This window comes from Geminicoccaceae bacterium, from assembly GCA_020638465.1.
Classification (GTDB): domain Bacteria; phylum Pseudomonadota; class Alphaproteobacteria; order Geminicoccales; family Geminicoccaceae; genus JAGREO01.
Genome location: JACKIM010000002.1, coordinates 977854 through 994790 on the forward strand (window position 1 = coordinate 977854; position 16937 = coordinate 994790).

The following is a 16937-nucleotide window of genomic DNA, read 5'->3' on the forward strand; positions in this document are numbered from 1 at the left end:
ACAGGGGCACAAGGAGGTACATGCCGCGATAAGAGTGCGGGTCCGCCTGCGCCTCATCCCGTACAACAAGATGCCTTTCCTTCACCGGACCGCTTGATCCCCGGCCATCTTTGCAGTAGCAACTCGCCAGCGGCCGTGAGCGGCAGCTGTCCGGGCGCGTAGCTCAGCGGGAGAGCACTCGCTTCACACGCGAGGGGTCACAGGTTCAATCCCTGTCGCGCCCACCATTTCTCCGGAAAATCACGATCCGTGCCGGGCGGTGTTCAGCCGTCGGCGAGTACCGCGTCCAGGATGGTTCGTGCGCTTTCGAGCTGCCTTGCCGGGTCGGCCTGGGCCTTCCAGTCCACCGGTGCTTCGGTGAGCCTTTCCAGATGCTCGAAGAACATGCCCCCGTCCGTGCGCGTGCGCCGGATCGCGGCCTTGACGATGGTTTCCGCCTCATTGCGGTCCATGTGCGCCGACAGGGCAAGGGTGGCGGCCTCGCCGGCAAGTATGCCGCGCGTGGCGTCGAGATTGGCCCGCATGCGGACGGTATCGACTGTCATCGAACCGGTCAGGACGATACCGTGCTCGATGGCAGCCGCGGCATGCATGGCCATGCGCGGCAGTTCCTGCCATTCGAGCTGCCAGCCGGCGCCGCCGCGTTCGTGCTCCTGGATGGCCGACTGGTGCATCGTGCCGAGCGATCCGGCATTGACCCGGGCCAGCGTGACCAGGGTTTCGGACCGGACCGGGTTGGATTTGTGCGGCATGGCCGACGATCCGCCACCATCGGCCTCGCGGATTTCGCCCACCTCGTTCTGGGCCATCAGCAGCAGGTCCTGGCCGAGCTTGCCCAGCGAGCCTGTCACGAGCGCGAACCATGAAGCCAGTTCGAGCACCGCGTCGCGGCGAGTGTGCCAGGGCGCGGGCTCGAAACCGAGATCGAGCTGGCGCGCAAGGGCCGCCGCGACAGCCAGGCCATCGCGGCCCATGGCCGACAGCGTGCCGGCAGCACCGGAAAGCTGGACGTTGAGCAGCCTCGGGCGCAGTTCCGCGAGCCGCTCGCGATGATGGACATGGGCGACCATCCAGTTCGCCGCCTTGAGCCCGAACAGGGTCGGCTGGGCCTGCTGGTAGCGGGTACGGGCGACCATGGGCGTGTCGCGATGGGTCCACGCCAGCTTGCGAAGACTCCCGATCAGCTTGTGCAGGCGCAGGTCGACATGGGCAAGCGCATCGCGGAAACACAGCATCAGCGCGGTGTCGAGGATGTCCTGCGAGGTCGCACCGAAATGGACCCACACGGCGGCATCCCCGCCGACATGCCGCCTCAGTGCCCGGACCAGCGCCGGTACCGGCACGCCGTCCCTGCGCATGCCATCGGCGATCGTCGACGGGTCGGCGGCAAAGCCGGACAGCGCGCGGGCGACCCGGTGTGCCGCGGACCGTGGAATCAGCCCCAGCTGCCCCTGGACCGACGCCAGGGCCGCCTCCGTTTCGACCATGGCGCGGAGGATGGCATCGTCGCCGAGGATATGGCTCACGATGTTCTCGCGCAACAGGGCCTGAAGCAGGCCGGATTCAGCCATGGCCCCGGCGGCAGGACCCGGTCCCGTTCATCCCAGCCGATCCTTGATGAAGCGATTGACGAGAGCCGCCGTCGCCTCGGGTTGCTCGACACACGGCAGGTGCCCTGCCCCGTCGATGATCCCGAACTGTGCACCTTCAATCAGTGAGGACAGTTCCTCGACCAGCCCGACCGGCGTCGAGCCATCCTCGCGCCCCACCAGGCACAGGGCCGGAAGTTGCAGCGCACGGGTCGAACGGGTCAGGTCGGCATCGCGGATGGCCTCGCAGCAGCGCACATAGCCCTCCGCGGAGGTTCGCGTCACCATGTTGCGCCAGCCGGCGAGGTCGGCCTTGCGGGCGGCGTGGAAGACCGGCGTGAACCAGCGTTCGAGGATCGTCTGGACCATGGGTTCGAGACCGTCCCGGCGAACCGTGGCGATCCGCTGCTCCCACATCTCCGGCGTGCCGATGCGGTGTGCCGTGTCCATCAACACCACCGCCTCGACGAGATCGCGCCGGCGTGCGGCCAGCGACTGGGCGATCATGCCGCCGATGGACAGGCCGATGACGAGCGCGCCCTTGACCCCGCGTTCATCCATCAAGGAGGCGAGATCGTCGGCGAGCCCGTCGATGGTCAGGGGCCGGTCGACGAGATCACTCAGGCCATGGCCGCGCTTGTCGTAGCGAAGGATGGGGTGTCCGCCGGGCAGCATCGGCAACAGGCCGTCCCAGACACGAAAATCCGTACCGAGCGAATTGGCCAGCACGATCGGCCGCCCCGTTCCTGCCCTATGTTCGAAATGGACCGTCCATCCATCCGGACTGGTAAAAGCCATGCCGTTTCTTCCCCTGTCGCGGTCTCCGGCAAGGCTTGCCGCGGGAGACAGCGACGGGCGTTATCGCACCAAGTCCATGGAGGCTCAAGCCCGTGCGATCCACAGGTGGGGAAGAAACGGTCCCGTCGCTCACCTGCACATTCCGTGCAGGGGCGATGGCCGCGATGATCCGGCGCCGAACCGGACATCCTGCCGGCGGCTAACGGGCGAGCCAGCCACCGTCGACGGCCAGAAACGCGCCATGGCAATAGCTTGCGGCCGGCGAACAGAAGAAGACCGCGGCTCCGGCCATTTCCTTCGCCTCGGCGAATCGGCCGGCCGGTATGCGGGCGAGGAGCGATCGCGCCCGTTCCTCATCCTCGCGGATGGCCTGGGTGTTGGTGGTGATCGTGTAGCCGGGAGCGATGGCGTTGACGTTCACGCCCTTGTCCGCCCATTCATTCGCCAGGGCCTTGGTGATTCCCGCGATCGCGTGCTTGCTCGCGGTATAGGCGGGCACGAACAGCCCGCCCTGTTCGCTCAGGACCGAAGCGACATTGACGATCCGGCCGCCGCCATGGGCGAGCATCTGCCGGCCGGCGGCCTGCGACAGGTACCAGGCTGCGTCGAGGTTGACCTGCATCACCTTGCGCCAGTCGTCCTGCGAATACTCGGTGGCGGCATCGCGCAGGATGATGCCGGCATTGTTGACGAGGATGTCCAGCCCGCCCAGCTCGTTCACCGTCCGTTCCACAAGCCCGGCCGCACCGCCCGCATCCAGCGAGCCCAGATCGGTCTCGATCACCGCGGCGAACCGCTGCCGGCCGGAGGGCCTGCGGTTGTGGACGGTGATCGCCACCGTCGCGCCGGCCTGCTGGAGCCCTTCGGCGATGGCCAGACCGATGCCGCTCGCCCCGCCCGTCACCAGCGCACGCATTCCCGACAATGAGAACAGCTCCGACATCCTCGTTCCAGTCATCGTGAAGGTCTTTGACGAAAGCAAACCTAAAAGTCGAACTCAGTCATGGTCAATGACAATATACCGGGTAATATCCGTAGAAATAGCAAAACATGCGTACTCCAAGGGCATGTATTGCAGCCAGATGACGAAATATCACGCCCTGCCCAACGTCATCAGACTGGAATACAAGAAAATTGACCTATATCCCATGCATGCTGCAAGCGCGAAACGCATATGCAGCATGCATGGCCGTTACGGGAGAAAACGCATTTGACGCCGACCGAAACCAGCACGCTTTCGCGTGCGCCGGACCTTGCTGCCCGCCGCGGGTTGTTCGCGTTCCTCGTCATGGGCTCATCGTTGCTGGCGATGGCCCTGCTGGCCGCCATTCTGGGCGGTGACGGCATCAACGGCTTCGACGTCGTCATGCTCGCGACCTTCGCACTGACCCTGCCCTGGACGATGATCGGCTTCTGGAACGCCATCATCGGCTTTGCCATGCTGCGGCTGGCCCGAGACCCTGTCGCTGCCGCCTGCCCGCCTCTCGCGCGCATCGACCGCAGTCGCCCCTTGCGCGGCCGTACCGCCATCCTCATGGTTGTCCATGACGAGGAACCGCATCGTGTGTTCGGGCATCTCCGCGCCCTGGAAGGCGAACTTGCCGCGACGCCCGATCGTCACCTCTTCGACTATGCCGTGCTCTCGGACACACGGGACGACGTGATCGCGGCTTCCGAGAACCGGTTCTTCGATCGCTGGAAACAGGAGACCCCCGATTCCTCGCGTGTCGAATATCGTCGCCGGCTGCACAATACCAACCACAAGACCGGCAATATCTGGGAATTCCTGGAGCGGCGCGGCCACGAGTTCGACTATTTCCTCGTCCTTGACGCCGACAGTTCGATGAGCGCCGACCTCGTGCGCGATCTGGTGCGGATGATGGACGATGACGAGCAGCTCGGCGTCGTCCAGCCGCTGATCGTCGGTTTGCCGAACAACAGTGCCTTTGCCCGGATCTTCCAGCTCGGCATGCGTCACGGCATGCGCGCCTACACCACCGGTAGCGCCTGGTGGCAGGGCGATGCCGGTCCCTACTGGGGACATAACGGCATCCTGCGCACCAAAGCCTTTATCGACCATTGCCGCCTGCCGACGCTGCCGGGCAAACCGCCCATGGGCGGCATGGTCCTGAGCCACGACCAGGTCGAGGCGGCAATGATGCGCGCCGCGGGCTACCGCATTCACGTCCTGCCGGTCGAGGACGGTAGCTACGAGGAAAATCCTCCCACCTTGCAGGACTTCATCAAGCGCGACCTGCGCTGGTGCCAGGGCAACATGCAGTATCTGCGCCTGATCGGCCGCGACGGATTCCTGCCCATGGGGCGCCTGCAACTCGTGCTGGCGATCTTGATGTATGTCGCCAGCCCGGCATGGCTGCTGTTCATGTTCGCCGGGGTCGCGCAGGTGATCTGGACGTCGGTCATGGGCAGTTCCGCTCAAGGGTCGATGCAGCTCGGTCTCGGCATCGTCCTGTTCGCCATGATGATGGCCGTCAATTTCACACCGAAAATCGCGGGTCTGGTGGATGTCCTGATGAACGGCAGCCGTCGCCGCGCCTATGGCGGAACCCGGGCCATCCTGTCTTCTGCCGTCATCGAGACCTTCTTCTCGTTGTTCCTGGGGCCGATCATGGCCGTGTCGCAGACCGTCTTCCTGGTCGGACTGGCGCGAGGACGGACGATCCGCTGGGACGCCCAGCGGCGCTCCGTCTATGAACTGTCGTTCATGGAGGCTTTGCGGGGTCTGTGGCCGCAGACGCTGGTGGGGCTGGCCATGGCCGGCCTGCTGGCGGTTTTCGCGCCCGCGGTTCTGCCCTGGGCCTCTCCGGTGCTCGTCGGCCTGCTGCTCGCCATTCCCTTCGCCTGGCTGACCAGCCGGCGCTCCTTCGGTGCCCTGCTGGCCCGGTATCGCATTTGTGCCACACCTGAAGAACTGGCTCAGGCGGCAACCGTTACGGCATCGGGACTTGCCAAACCACAACTGCCGGCGCATGCAGGCCGTCTCGAACTAGAAACGGGCAAGCAGGCAGCATGATCGATAACGGGGAATATCAGGGAAAGTGCTTCGTCGTTTCCGGTGCGGCGGGGGGGATAGGCAGGGAGACCTGCCGGCTTCTCGCCACCAAGGGAGCAAGTCTGCACCTCATCGACGTCGCAAGGGAACCGTTGCTGGCACAGGCGAGGGAGCTGGGGGAGATGGCGGACCGGAAGGGGGACGTCACCTGGGCCGCTTCGACCATCGATACGCCGGAGGCATGCCGGGCCGCCCTCGAAACCTTGGATCGCCCGGTCTATGCCTTCATCCATCTTGCGGGCATTTTCAAACCGGAGAACTTCGACGACCATCCCGAACGGGTCTACGATCAGGTCATGGCCGCCAACCTTCACAATGCCTTCCACATGACGACCGCCCTTGTCCCGCGTCTCGATGTCGGCGAGACAACACGCATGGTGTTCATCAGCTCGCTGGCCTTCCGGCGCGGCGCCTTCGACCACACGGCCTATTCGGCGGCCAAGGGGGGGATCACCGGGCTGGTGCGTTCGCTGGCCCGCAGATTGGCGCCCGGGACGCTGGTCAATGGCCTGGCACCCGGCCACATCGATACGCCGATGCCGGACCATATCTGGTCCGACGAGGGGCGGGCGGCCAAGATGCTGGCTGAAATCCCGCTCAAGCGTCGCGGTCGCCCCCGCGAATGCGCGACCGTGATCGATTTCCTCTGCAGCGAAGCATCGAGCTACGTTACCGGCCAGATCATCAATGTCGATGGCGGTATCATGAGCAGCTGACACACCTTCCGGTGCAGGTAAAGGATACTGGATGAGGGAAAGCCTGCCGGGATGCCCGCCTCATGCATCAAGGGTGGGGTAGTCGGTATAGCCTTCCGCTCCGCCACCATAGAAGGTCCCCTGGTCGGGCACGTTCAACGGGGCATTGGCTTTCATCCGTTCAACCAGATCCGGATTGGCAATGAAGGGCCGGCCCATGCAGATCAGGTCGGCGCGGCCTTCCTGGACCGCAGCGGTCGCCATCGCCCGGTCGTAGCCGTTGTTGGCCATGTAGGGACCGCTGAACGCGGCTCGCAGGCGCGCTATGTCGTCGGTTGACATGGTGCGTTCGCCGCCGGTTTCCCCCTCGACCAGATGGACATAGGCGAGCCCCGCCCTGTCGGCATGCCCGATGGCGCTGAGGAAGGTCTCCATGGCGTTGCCCAATTCCACATTGTTGGCGTGGGAGAACGGGCTGAAGCGAATGCCGACACGCCCCGGTGCCCAGGCATCGACGATGGCGTCGATGACCTCCCTGACCAGGCGGGTACGGTTCTCGACCGTACCGCCATAGCCGTCGGTACGCTGATTTGTCGATTCGCGCAGGAACTGGTCGAGCAGATAGCCATTGGCCGAATGGATCTCGACGCCATCGAAACCAGCCTCCTTCGCGCAACGCGCCGCATGGGCGAAATCGCTGACGATGCGCGGCATTTCCTCGATTCGGAGCGCGCGCGGCCCGGAAACATCGACAAAGCCATCGGCAATGAAGGTCTTGGTCTGTGCGCGGATGGCCGAAGGTGCCACCGGCTGCTGCCCGTCAGGCTGAAGCGAGACATGGGAAATCCGCCCCACATGCCAGAGCTGGCAGAAGATCCGCCCGCCGCGCGCATGCACGGCGTCGGTTACCCGCTTCCAGGCCGCGACCTGTGTGTCGGTGTAAATGCCGGGCGTGCGATAGTAGCCCTTTCCTTCGGCGGAAATCTGGGCGCCTTCGGTGATGATGAGGCCGGCACTGGCGCGCTGGGCATAGTAGGTCTCGTGCAATTCGCCCGGAGTGTCGCCATCGAGATGGGCACGATTGCGCGTAAGAGGTGCCATTACGATCCTGTTTGGCAACTCCAGATCGCCAACGACAACAGGCGAGAACAATTGACTGGTCATGAAAGGCAGATCCTCGACGCTGGTTCTTTCAATAGTGAGTGCTCCGGTGCCGGATGCCGACCTGAACCTATAGCAAAAGCCATGGGAGCCAAGGTCTTTTCGGACGCTTGCCGGCGGCGGGGCCCTTCGTTGCGTCCTTTGTGCCCGTCCCCTCCCACCCTGCACCACGGCGGCATGATACTTACCGGCCATACCACACGTGAGTACCAGAAAATTTCAAGGTCCTGGTTAAGGAGGAACGTCGGGATTGCATTAAGGACTTCGATCCGGCTAAGTCATCATCGAGCACGATTGACGGGACTGAAAAGCACAGAGACGAGGATATGGCATGTCGATTTCGACCATGACGGAACTGAACGAGGAAGACATCGCCATTGATGAAGCGCGGACTTTCGTCGGTCCCAACGCAAGCTTCTACGATGAAAGCTGGCGGGTCATGATGTGGCGCGGCAAGCGTACAAGCTGGAACGCCCATGCTGCATTGCTCGGTCCGGTCTGGTTCGCCTATCGCCGGATGTTCGTATCGGCGCTGACCTGGATCGGCTGGCTCCAGTTCGTCTGGATCGCTCATGCCCGTGGCTGGCCGCACTGGCTGTTGCTGACGCTGGTGGCGGCGGCGATGCTGACCAGCGGTCTTTTGGCCAACGGCGCCTATCTGCAGCATTTCCAGCGTTGCGCCAGCAGGGCGCGCAAGGTTTCGGACTCGGTTCTGGAGCAGGAAAAGTGCCTGCGTACCGAAGGGGGAACGAGTCCGATGGCCGCGTATGCGTGCGTCGCTCTGGTCGTCGTTCAATCCGTTCTCAACCTCGCCGGGTCATTGGCCACCGGCTGACGCCGGGAGGACATCCCGATGCTTGCGCCCCGCGGGCTCCTCCCGCCACTGACGCCGGCGCGTCAGACGCCCAGGCGGTCCCGGAGCCTGCCCCAGAGCATGGCCAGGACCAGCAACGGGTGGCGCAAGCGGGTACCGCCGGGAAAGTCGGGAACGTCGATGCGTGCCATGATGTCGAACCGGCTCAGCCTGCCACCGATCGCCTCGGCGAGGATGGCGCCGGCCAGCGTGCCGATCGAAATACCATGGCCGGAGAAGCCGCCCGCCGCCCAGACACGATTCCCCACCTTCATGAAGCATGGCAGCCGAACGGGCGTGATCCCGACGGTGCCGCCCCAGCCATAGTCGATGCGAACATCGGCCAATTGCGGGAATATCTCCAGCATGTGGGGTCTGACAAACGTCCGAATATCATCCGGGAATTTCATCCCATAGGTCTCGCCGCCACCGAACACGAGACGGTAATCGCTGGAAAATCGCAGGTAATTGACGACCCAGCGGCTGTCACAGACGGCCTCGAGGCCGGCAATCAGCGCTCGCGCACCAGCCTCGCCCAGCGGTTCGGTGGCAATGATGAAATTGTTGATCGGCAGGATCTTGCGTGCGAGTGCCGGTTGAAGATGGCCGAGATAGCCATTGCAGGCGATGATCGCATGATCCGCAGTTACGGTTCCCGAGGCCGTTTCGAGCGTTACCTTGCCCTCCTGCCCGATCCGCTCGACGCGACTGCCGGCGAACAATCTTGCACCCGACCGTTCGGCGGCGCGCGCGAGACCGAGGGCATAGCGCAGCGGATGGAGATGGAGGGCGCCCGAATCGACGATGCCGCCGTGGAAATCGGGACTGGCGACCCGCTGCCGGAAGTCGTCTCCCTCGACATAAGTCAGCCCGTTATAGCCATACACATCGCGCATGTGGTCGACATGGCGGCGGTACGCATCGAGATAGCGGCGCTTGTGGGCTGCATCGATGATGCCCGGTCGCGGGTGACAGTCGATGGCGTGGTCGGCGATCAGGCGCATGACCAGTCCCCTGGCCTCCTCCGACAGATCCCACAACTGCCGGGCGTGCGCCGGACCGTAACGTCGCTCCAGTTCCTCGACGGGACGCCGCTGGCCCGTGCCGACCTGCCCGCCATTGCGGCCCGAGGCACCGCTACCGATCTCGCCGGCCTCCAGCAGAACGGCATCGAATTCGTCGCATGCCAGATGCAGGGCAGCCGCGAGCCCGGTATAGCCACCACCGACGATGGCCACATCGGCACGGACATCGCCTTCAAGGAACGGGCGGCCGGGAATGGGGCCGGCGGTATCGCGATAGAACGGAGTTTCGTCGTAGGTCACATCATCCCGTCCGGCCATCCGTGCCGATCTCTTCCGATTGTTGCAAACAAGGCTCTTCCCTCAACAGTTGATTAATTCAAAAAAATAATCTACCGACGCAAAAATATCCCTCGGTTGTGGATGACGGAACGTCGCAGATGTGCGCGATGGTTGTATCCGTCTCCATTTGCATAAATCAACGGAGTTCGGCATGGACAGGATTCTGATCCGCGGCGGCAATCCTCTTCGAGGTTCGATTCCGATCAGCGGCGCCAAGAACGCGGCGCTGCCCATCCTGGCCACCACGATCCTGACGGACGAACCCGTTCGCCTTGAGAACGTTCCCGATCTGGCCGACATCACCTCGATGCTACGCCTCCTTCAGGTCCTCGGCGTTGAAACCCGCCACGCAGCGGGCGAGCCCGGAACCATCGAAATTTGTTGCAACAAGGTGATGAGCAGCGTTGCACCTTATGATCTGGTCCGCAAGATGCGGGCATCGGTGCTGGTGCTCGGACCGCTGCTCGCACGCGAGCACGAGGCAAGGGTATCCCTGCCGGGCGGCTGCGCCATCGGCACCCGCCCGATCGATCTTCATCTCTCGGGTTTCGAACGCATGGGCGCCCGGATCGAGCTTGCCGACGGCTATGTCCATGCCCGCGCCGAAGGCGGGCTAAGAGGAGCGGAAATCTGCCTTGCCATGCCGTCGGTGGGAGCCACGGAGAACCTGCTGATGGCGGCGACGATGGCACATGGACGCACGGTCATCGGCAATGCCGCCCGCGAACCGGAGATTGTCGACCTCGCTGCCTGCCTTCGGGCGATGGGCGCGGAAATTTCCGGTGCCGGCAGCGAGACCATCACCGTCGAAGGCCGGGACCGGCTGCACGGGGCAACGCATGCCATCCTGCCCGACCGCATCGAGGCAGGCACCTATGCCATGGCGGCAGCAGTCACCGGTGGCGATGTCGAACTTGCGGGCATGCGCATCGACCTGTTCGGAGGGGCGGAGGAGAGCCTCGCAAGAGCTGGCGTGAAGCTCGAAACGACCGCCACGGGCGTGCGTGCGAGCCGGGCCAATGGCCTGCACGGAACCGATGTCATGACGCAGCCCTTTCCCGGCTTCGCTACCGACCTGCAGGCCCAGTTCATGGCGCTCATGTGCGTTGCAGACGGTGCCGCGATGATCACCGAGACGATTTTCGAAAACCGTTTCATGCATGTTCCCGAATTGATGCGCATGGGCGCAAATATCACCGTTCAGGGAAACTCCGCACTTGTGCGCGGCGTTGGCAGGCTGAAGGCCGCCCCGGTCATGGCCACCGATCTGCGCGCCTCGGTATCGCTGGTGATCGCAGCACTCGCCGCCGACGGCCAGACCGAGTTGAACCGCATCTATCATCTCGATCGGGGCTACGAGAATCTCGAACGCAAGCTCGCCCATGTCGGTGCCACGGTCGAACGGCTCGCGTGAAAGGCCATGCCGCAAACAGGGTGCCGGCATGACTGCCGACACCAGCCATCGCTGACGCGCGGGACCGGACCGGTGCCACAGGCAATGCCGGTTCGAGCCACCCGACCGTGTCCTTGCGAGGGTGCATGGCTCACGAATTCGCCGAGGGGACTGTGCGACATGCAACCCCTGTTTTATACTACCCCCCACGTTCCGCCTTGTCCGACAATTTGCGCGAGAAACGATGCCAGGTTTTCCGATCATCGATACCCGTGTCCGTCTCACCTGTCCTGACCGGATCGTGCCGACGTGGGGCAGGAGCGCTCCTCTGGTCCTTGCTGCCGGATTCGGCCCCACCCCTGACGGCACAGGGACGGGAGGCTTCATCCCGGCAGGTGTCAATGTTGCGCATGTCGGAAACTTCCACCGGATGGCCCTTTAGCCGATGCTCCAGCTATTCCGGCCCAAGCGGGTCAACGAACAAAAGCGTGCGCCCTCGCCGCGCAACCATCCGGCCCTGGCACTGCTGATCGAACGTGGCAGGATTCAGCGCGAGGATGGAGATCGGGCAATTGCGGAATCGCAGGCGAGTCGCGAGCCCCTGCCGGCCGTGCTCGACCGCCTCGGCCTGCTGCCTGGTGACGAGTGGATGAAGCTCATGGCCGGTCATTACGGCCTGCAGATCGCGAACCCGGACGATTATCCCGACACGCCCATTCTTCCGGAGGTCTTTTCCAGCAGGTTCCTGCGCCAACGCTGGGTGCTGCCGCTGGCGCGCGAAGACGATACCGTGTGGCTGGGCATGGCCGATCCGGCCGATGAGGCCACCGTCCAGGCGGCACGCCTTGCCAGTGAATGCCAGATCGTGCCCGTGGCGGCGGCGATACCGGACCTGCGTGCGACCTATGCGAAATTCTTCGAAAGCGGCGATGCGGCCATCAAGGAAATCGTCGGCGGCATCGAGGATGCCGTCGCCAATCAGGACGATTCCCTCGAACACCTGATCGACCAGGCCAAGGAAGCGCCGGTCGTGCGGCTGGTCAACCAGTTGCTCGGCGATGCACTGGCCATGGGCGCTTCCGACATCCACATCGAGCCCTATCAGGATCACCTGCAGGTCCGTTACCGGGTACATGGCCGGCTGCGCGAGATCAGCGCTCCGCCAGCGCGGCTGGCTGCTGCCGTCATTTCGCGCATCAAGATCCTGGCCAAGCTGGACATCGCCGAACGCCGGCTGCCGCAGGATGGCCGGACCCAGCTCAATCTCGACGACAGGCGGATCGATCTGCGCGTGGCGACAATCCCCACCATGCACGGTGAAAGCCTTGTCCTGCGCCTGCTCGATACATCGGGGGACAGTGTCGATCTCGCCAGCATCGGCCTTGACGCCACACGCGAGGCGATTCTTCGCGAACAGCTCGCCGCACCGCATGGCATGATCCTTGTCACGGGTCCGACCGGCAGCGGCAAGACGACGACACTCTATGCCGGGCTGCGGCAACTCGACGCAGTCCGGGACAAGATCATCAGCATCGAAGACCCGGTCGAATACCAGATTGCCGGTGTTACCCAGATCCAGGTACGCCCGGAGATCGACCTCACCTTTGCCCGGATCCTGCGCTCGGTCGTGCGCCATGATCCCAATGTCATCATGGTCGGCGAGACCCGCGACAGCGAGACTGCCGAAATCGCGGTGCACGCGGCCCTCACCGGCCATCTGCTCCTGACCACACTGCATACCAACAGCGCCGCCGGCGCCGTCGCGCGCCTGCTCGACATGGGGGTCGAGCCCTATCTGCTGGCGTCGGTGCTGCGCTCGGTCGTGGGCCAGCGTCTGGTGGGCCGCTTGTGCCCGCACTGCCGTGAAGCCTATCCCGCTTCCGAGATGGAGCGGACGGTGCTCTCGCGCGCGGAATTCGCCCTGCCGGACAATCTGACCCTGTACCGGGCAGTCGGCTGCCGCAGTTGCAACGAGATCGGTTTTGTCGGCCGGATCGGCATCTTCGAACTGCTCGTGGTCGACGATGCGGTCCGCCAGTTGATCCGCGACCGCGCATCCAGCCAGGACATTCTGAAATCGGCACTGGACAGCGGCATGACGACCATGTTCCAGGACGGCGCGCGCAAGGCCATCGAAGGTGCGACCACCTTCGAGGAAATCTGCCGGGTGACCGAGGAGGTCTGACCAGCGATGCCGAGTTTCGCCTACAAGGCGCTCACCGCGAATGGCGAACGGATCAGCGGGGAAATCGAGGCGTTCGACCGCAAGGCGGCGATCCAGCGCCTCCAGGCCGATGGGCTCATCCCCATCGAGGCCGAGCCGACGGTCGTACGCGATGCCGGCGGCATGGGTGCCATCCAGCCTTCCGCACGGGCGAGCCAGCATGTCACCACATTCACCCGTGAACTTTCCACGTTGCTCAGGGCAGGCGAACCCATCGAACGGGCCCTTGCCCTCGTGATTGACGACAGTGGCGACCGCAAGCTCGCCGCAGCGCTGGGACGGGTTCTGGGCAAGGTCCGCAGCGGCGAGCCCTTCAGCAGTGCGCTTGCGGCCGAGCCGCGCCAGTTCTCGCGGCTTTATGTCGGGATGGTCCGTGCCGGCGAGGCGACCGGCCGCCTGCATGGTGCACTTGCCGACGTCGCCACGCTGCAGGAACGCGAGGCCGATGTGCGGCGCAAATTGGTTGCCGCCCTCACCTACCCCCTCATCCTGACGGTGGTTGCCCTCGCATCGATTGCCCTCCTGATGGGCTATGTGGTGCCGCAATTCACACCGCTTTTCGCCAATGCCATGGACAAGCTGCCCGCCAGCACCCGGTGGATCATCGGGTTGTCGTCCTGGATCGAGGAAAATGGACGGATCGCGTTCGTCATCGGTGCAGTCGCCCTGCTGGGCCTGCTGGTGACGCTCCAGACCGGGATAGCCCGTCCGCTCTTCGATCGCCTCGCATTGTCGCTGCCGCTGATCGGAACCATCAGCCGGGAACGGGCGACATCGCAGCTTGCACGCAGCCTTTCGACCCTGCTGGCAGGCGGCCTTGACCTGCCTGCGGCCATTGCCATGAGCCGGGAGATCATCGCCAACAGTGTCGTGCAGGAGTCGCTGGCCCGCACGCTGGGCCAGATCCGCCAGGGACGGCGGCTGGCCGATGCTCTCAAGGATGAGGAATTCGTCGTACCGATCGGACTGCGGCTGTTCCGCACGGGCGAGGAAAGCGGACGGCTGGCCGAACTGTCGGGCTATCTCGCCGACCAGCTGGAGACCCGCATCGTCAACCGCACGACCCGGCTTGTCTCGCTGCTCGAACCGCTCCTTGTGGTGACCCTCGGACTGGCGGTCGGCGGCATCGTGATCTCGGTGCTCAATGCCGTGCTCACGGTCAACGAGCTCGCCATTTGAAGCTGCCTCGGGACGGAGATGTCGAGCTGATCGAGAAGGTCTTCGATCCGGTAACGGCTCAGCAGTGGTTTGATCGCCTTGCCGACAGCACGGACTGGCAGCAGGAGCGGCTGCGGATCATGGGTCGATGGGTGGCCGTTCCCCGGCTGACCGCCTGGTACGGCGCGCATGGCTATCGCTACAGCGGCATCGACCATCCTCCACGACCGTTGACCGATGACCTCGCCGAATTGCTGAGGATTGCAGAATGTCTCGCCGGGACGACACTCAACAGTGTATTGGCCAATCTCTACCGTGACGGACGCGACGGCATGGGCTGGCATGCCGATGACGAGCCGGAACTCGGCCCGGACCCGGTCATCGTGTCGATATCCTTCGGTGGGACGAGGCGCTTCGTGATGAAGCATCGTCACGATCGCGCCCTGAAGTGCGAATGCGAACTTGACAGCGGGTCCTGCCTCGTCATGCGCGGGACGACCCAGCGCTACTGGCTGCACCGTATCGCCAGGACGACAAGACCTGTCGCACCCCGAATCAACCTGACCTTTCGCACCATCCTGCCGTCAGCGGTGCGTCGTGCGGATCAGCCGGCATCGTAGCCGATGCGGAACCCCGTATGGCTTGCGGCACTGTCGGGACTGCGCCCCGTGCGGGCGGCAATCCTGTAGCGATGGCAGTAGCTGTCGTGACACATGAAGGAACCGCCCTTCATCAGTCTCTCGCCCTCCGCGCGGGCCTCGGCATCGCGCTTGCGGCCGGTACGCGACAGCGAGCGGACGCGAAAGCTGTCGGCACACCACTCCCAGACATTGCCAACCATGTTGTAGAGGCCAAGGCCGTTCGGTTCGAAGCTGCGGACCGGTGCCGTCGCCACCCAGCCATCGGCTGCACTGTTCTCGTAGGGGAAACGTCCCTGCCAGATATTGCATGGCAGGAACCCGACATCATCGGGCGCGCGGTCGCCCCAGGGATAGACGGGATCGGCAAGACCGCCTCGGGCCGCCACTTCCCATTCGGCCTCGCCCAGCAAGCGGCCACCTGCCCAGCCGGCAAAGGCCATCGCATCGTTCCACGAGACATGCGTCACCGGATGCTCCATGACCCCGGCGACATCCGAGCCCGGCCCCAGAGGCCGTTTCCATGACGCCCCGTCGACGCGCCGCCACCACGGCACCTGAACCGCGGCTGTTGTCGGAGGGAAGCCATCGGGCAGCAGGCCGACAAACACGAACGACCATCCGAAGCGCTCGGAATCAGTCTCGTAGCCGGTTTCATCGACGAAAGACGCAAACCGACGATTCGTGACCGTCACATCCTCGATGAAGAAATCGCGAATGCGAACGAACCGGGGAGGTCCCTCTCCATCGCCGGGGAACATCGGCTTGCGGGTACCGACGGCCACCCGCCCTCCGCCGATCCTTATCCGTCCGGCACTCCCATTCACGAGGGGTGGATCGCGGCAATGAACGCCTGCAGAGTCGGGACAACATCCCGGACGAAGTCGGGGCCGACGAACAGTGCTTCGTGACCGCCGTCGATGTCGAGCCGCACGCGCGCCGGATCATGTCGCTCCGCCGTAGCAGCGAGCTCGTGGAGCGCATGGGTCTGCCCCTTACCCACCAGTTCGTCCATGCGCGCCTCCACGGTCAGCAGCGGCACATCCGCAAGCTGCCGGAGATCGATGGTCACGCCGTCAACCCTCATCGTGCCGCAGGCGAGTTCCGATCGCCGCAACACCCGCGATATCATGTCGCAGAACAGCTCGCCCGGCACATCGATCAAGCGGTGCATGTCGTCATGCATGCGCTCATAGGGCCCGCTGACGCCCGACATCAGTTCTCCCCAGAGGCCAGCCTGAGTCTGGAAATAGCCTGCGGGATTGGCGGCCGCATAGGCCATGAGCTGGCAGAGACCGGGATAGACCTTCCGTCCGGCACCGGGAAACCTGTCGGAGACCGTGGCCACCACCTGATTCTCCAGTGCCCCCTTGGGCAACATGTCCAGCCACAGCTGGATCGAACCGGCGCTTCCACGTGTATCGACCGGCGAACCGAGCAGGATGATGCCGGCGGGCAGCGCACATCCTTGGGAATGGGCGAGCAGGCATCCGGCAAGAACGGCCGGTCCCGACTGCGAAAGACCGACAAGGATCGGAGACGAATCCATGCCGGCGACAAGCCCGGCTACCAGCCGCACCTGCTGGTCGAGACCGAAAGGCCCGTCGGAAAGCGGGACGTTTCTTGCATCCACCCAGTCCGTGACGATGACATCTCCAAGCGAAGCGACCAGGGCACTGCTCACCGATGTCGCGTACCCGGAATAGGGAGCAACGTAGAGCACCCGCGGCTGCCCGCGACCGCGCCTGAAGCCCAGCAGGCGGGTGAAGGCAGACGGCGACGCCAGTTCCTGAATTTCGACAGGTGCCGCCAGATCATGCCGGACGGCATCCTCCAGCGTCATCGCATCGTGGCGCGACGAGCCGATGGAGCGGCGGATCAGTTCGGCCTGAGCGGCAACCAGCGGCGGCAAGGCCCCCGTCTGCCGCGCCAGGCCAAGCCAAGTGTCCCATTGGCGCCGCTGGAAGTCGAAGAAATCATAGAACATCCGA

The 16937-nt window shown here is 64.3% G+C and carries 14 protein-coding genes and 1 tRNA gene; 8 read left to right on the forward strand and 7 right to left on the reverse strand.

The window, feature by feature from the left end; translation table 11 throughout:
- Positions 1-152: 152 nt before the first annotated feature.
- Positions 153-227, forward strand: a tRNA-Val gene (locus H6851_14870).
- Between the two features lie 36 nt (positions 228-263).
- Here the strand turns inward: H6851_14870 and pcaB are convergent.
- From pcaB to H6851_14885, 3 genes are all read right to left on the reverse strand, one after another.
- Entirely contained in the window at positions 264-1571 is a 1308-nt protein-coding gene (gene pcaB / locus H6851_14875) for a 3-carboxy-cis,cis-muconate cycloisomerase (GenBank protein MCB9944889.1), read from the reverse strand.
- A gap of 27 nt (positions 1572-1598) precedes the next feature.
- Positions 1599-2387: a 3-oxoadipate enol-lactonase gene (gene pcaD / locus H6851_14880; GenBank protein ID MCB9944890.1), complete on the reverse strand. Its 789-nt coding sequence runs from the start codon at positions 2385-2387 to the stop codon at positions 1599-1601.
- A gap of 199 nt (positions 2388-2586) precedes the next feature.
- Positions 2587-3330 (reverse strand): SDR family oxidoreductase, encoded by a 744-nt coding sequence (locus H6851_14885; GenBank protein MCB9944891.1) that lies wholly within the window; start codon positions 3328-3330, stop codon positions 2587-2589.
- Between the two features lie 267 nt (positions 3331-3597).
- On the opposite strand from H6851_14885, the gene mdoH reads away from it, so the two are divergent.
- Entirely contained in the window at positions 3598-5421 is a 1824-nt protein-coding gene (gene mdoH / locus H6851_14890) for a glucans biosynthesis glucosyltransferase MdoH (GenBank protein ID MCB9944892.1), read from the forward strand.
- A complete protein-coding gene (locus H6851_14895; GenBank protein MCB9944893.1) occupies positions 5418-6176 on the forward strand; it encodes an SDR family oxidoreductase in 759 nt (252 codons plus the stop codon). Before mdoH ends, H6851_14895 begins: the two co-directional genes overlap by 4 nt.
- 60 nt (positions 6177-6236) lie before the next feature.
- Here the strand turns inward: H6851_14895 and H6851_14900 are convergent, their stop codons facing one another.
- Positions 6237-7319 (reverse strand): alkene reductase, encoded by a 1083-nt coding sequence (locus tag H6851_14900; protein MCB9944894.1) that lies wholly within the window; start codon positions 7317-7319, stop codon positions 6237-6239.
- Positions 7320-7647: 328 nt separating this feature from the next.
- Here H6851_14900 and H6851_14905 point away from each other — a divergent pair, with 328 nt between their 5' ends.
- Positions 7648-8151 (forward strand): DUF2628 domain-containing protein, encoded by a 504-nt coding sequence (locus tag H6851_14905; protein MCB9944895.1) that lies wholly within the window; start codon positions 7648-7650, stop codon positions 8149-8151.
- A 62-nt stretch (positions 8152-8213) separates the two neighbouring features.
- Here the strand turns inward: H6851_14905 and H6851_14910 are convergent, their stop codons facing one another.
- Positions 8214-9512 carry an FAD-binding oxidoreductase gene (locus H6851_14910; protein ID MCB9944896.1) on the reverse strand — a complete coding sequence of 433 codons (1299 nt, stop codon included), beginning with the start codon at positions 9510-9512 and terminating at the stop codon, positions 8214-8216.
- 172 nt (positions 9513-9684) lie between these two features.
- Between H6851_14910 and murA the strand changes: the two genes are divergently transcribed.
- The 4 genes from murA (at position 9685) to H6851_14930 (ending at position 14928) form a co-directional block, all read left to right on the forward strand.
- Positions 9685-10947, forward strand: a complete 1263-nt coding sequence (gene murA / locus H6851_14915) for a UDP-N-acetylglucosamine 1-carboxyvinyltransferase (GenBank protein ID MCB9944897.1) — start codon at positions 9685-9687, stop codon at positions 10945-10947.
- Between the two features lie 424 nt (positions 10948-11371).
- Positions 11372-13111: a type II/IV secretion system protein gene (locus tag H6851_14920; protein MCB9944898.1), complete on the forward strand. Its 1740-nt coding sequence runs from the start codon at positions 11372-11374 to the stop codon at positions 13109-13111.
- A gap of 6 nt (positions 13112-13117) precedes the next feature.
- Complete coding sequence (locus H6851_14925; GenBank protein ID MCB9944899.1) at positions 13118-14329, forward strand: type II secretion system F family protein; 1212 nt, start codon at positions 13118-13120, stop codon at positions 14327-14329.
- Entirely contained in the window at positions 14326-14928 is a 603-nt protein-coding gene (locus tag H6851_14930; protein MCB9944900.1) for an alpha-ketoglutarate-dependent dioxygenase AlkB, read from the forward strand. The genes H6851_14925 and H6851_14930 overlap by 4 nt, the downstream gene beginning before the upstream one ends.
- On the opposite strand, the gene H6851_14935 is transcribed toward H6851_14930, so the two are convergent.
- A complete protein-coding gene (locus H6851_14935; GenBank protein ID MCB9944901.1) occupies positions 14913-15752 on the reverse strand; it encodes a formylglycine-generating enzyme family protein in 840 nt (279 codons plus the stop codon). The genes H6851_14930 and H6851_14935 overlap by 16 nt on opposite strands.
- A gap of 17 nt (positions 15753-15769) precedes the next feature.
- Positions 15770-16933 (reverse strand): hypothetical protein, encoded by a 1164-nt coding sequence (locus H6851_14940; protein ID MCB9944902.1) that lies wholly within the window; start codon positions 16931-16933, stop codon positions 15770-15772.
- Between the last annotated feature and the right edge of the window lie 4 nt (positions 16934-16937).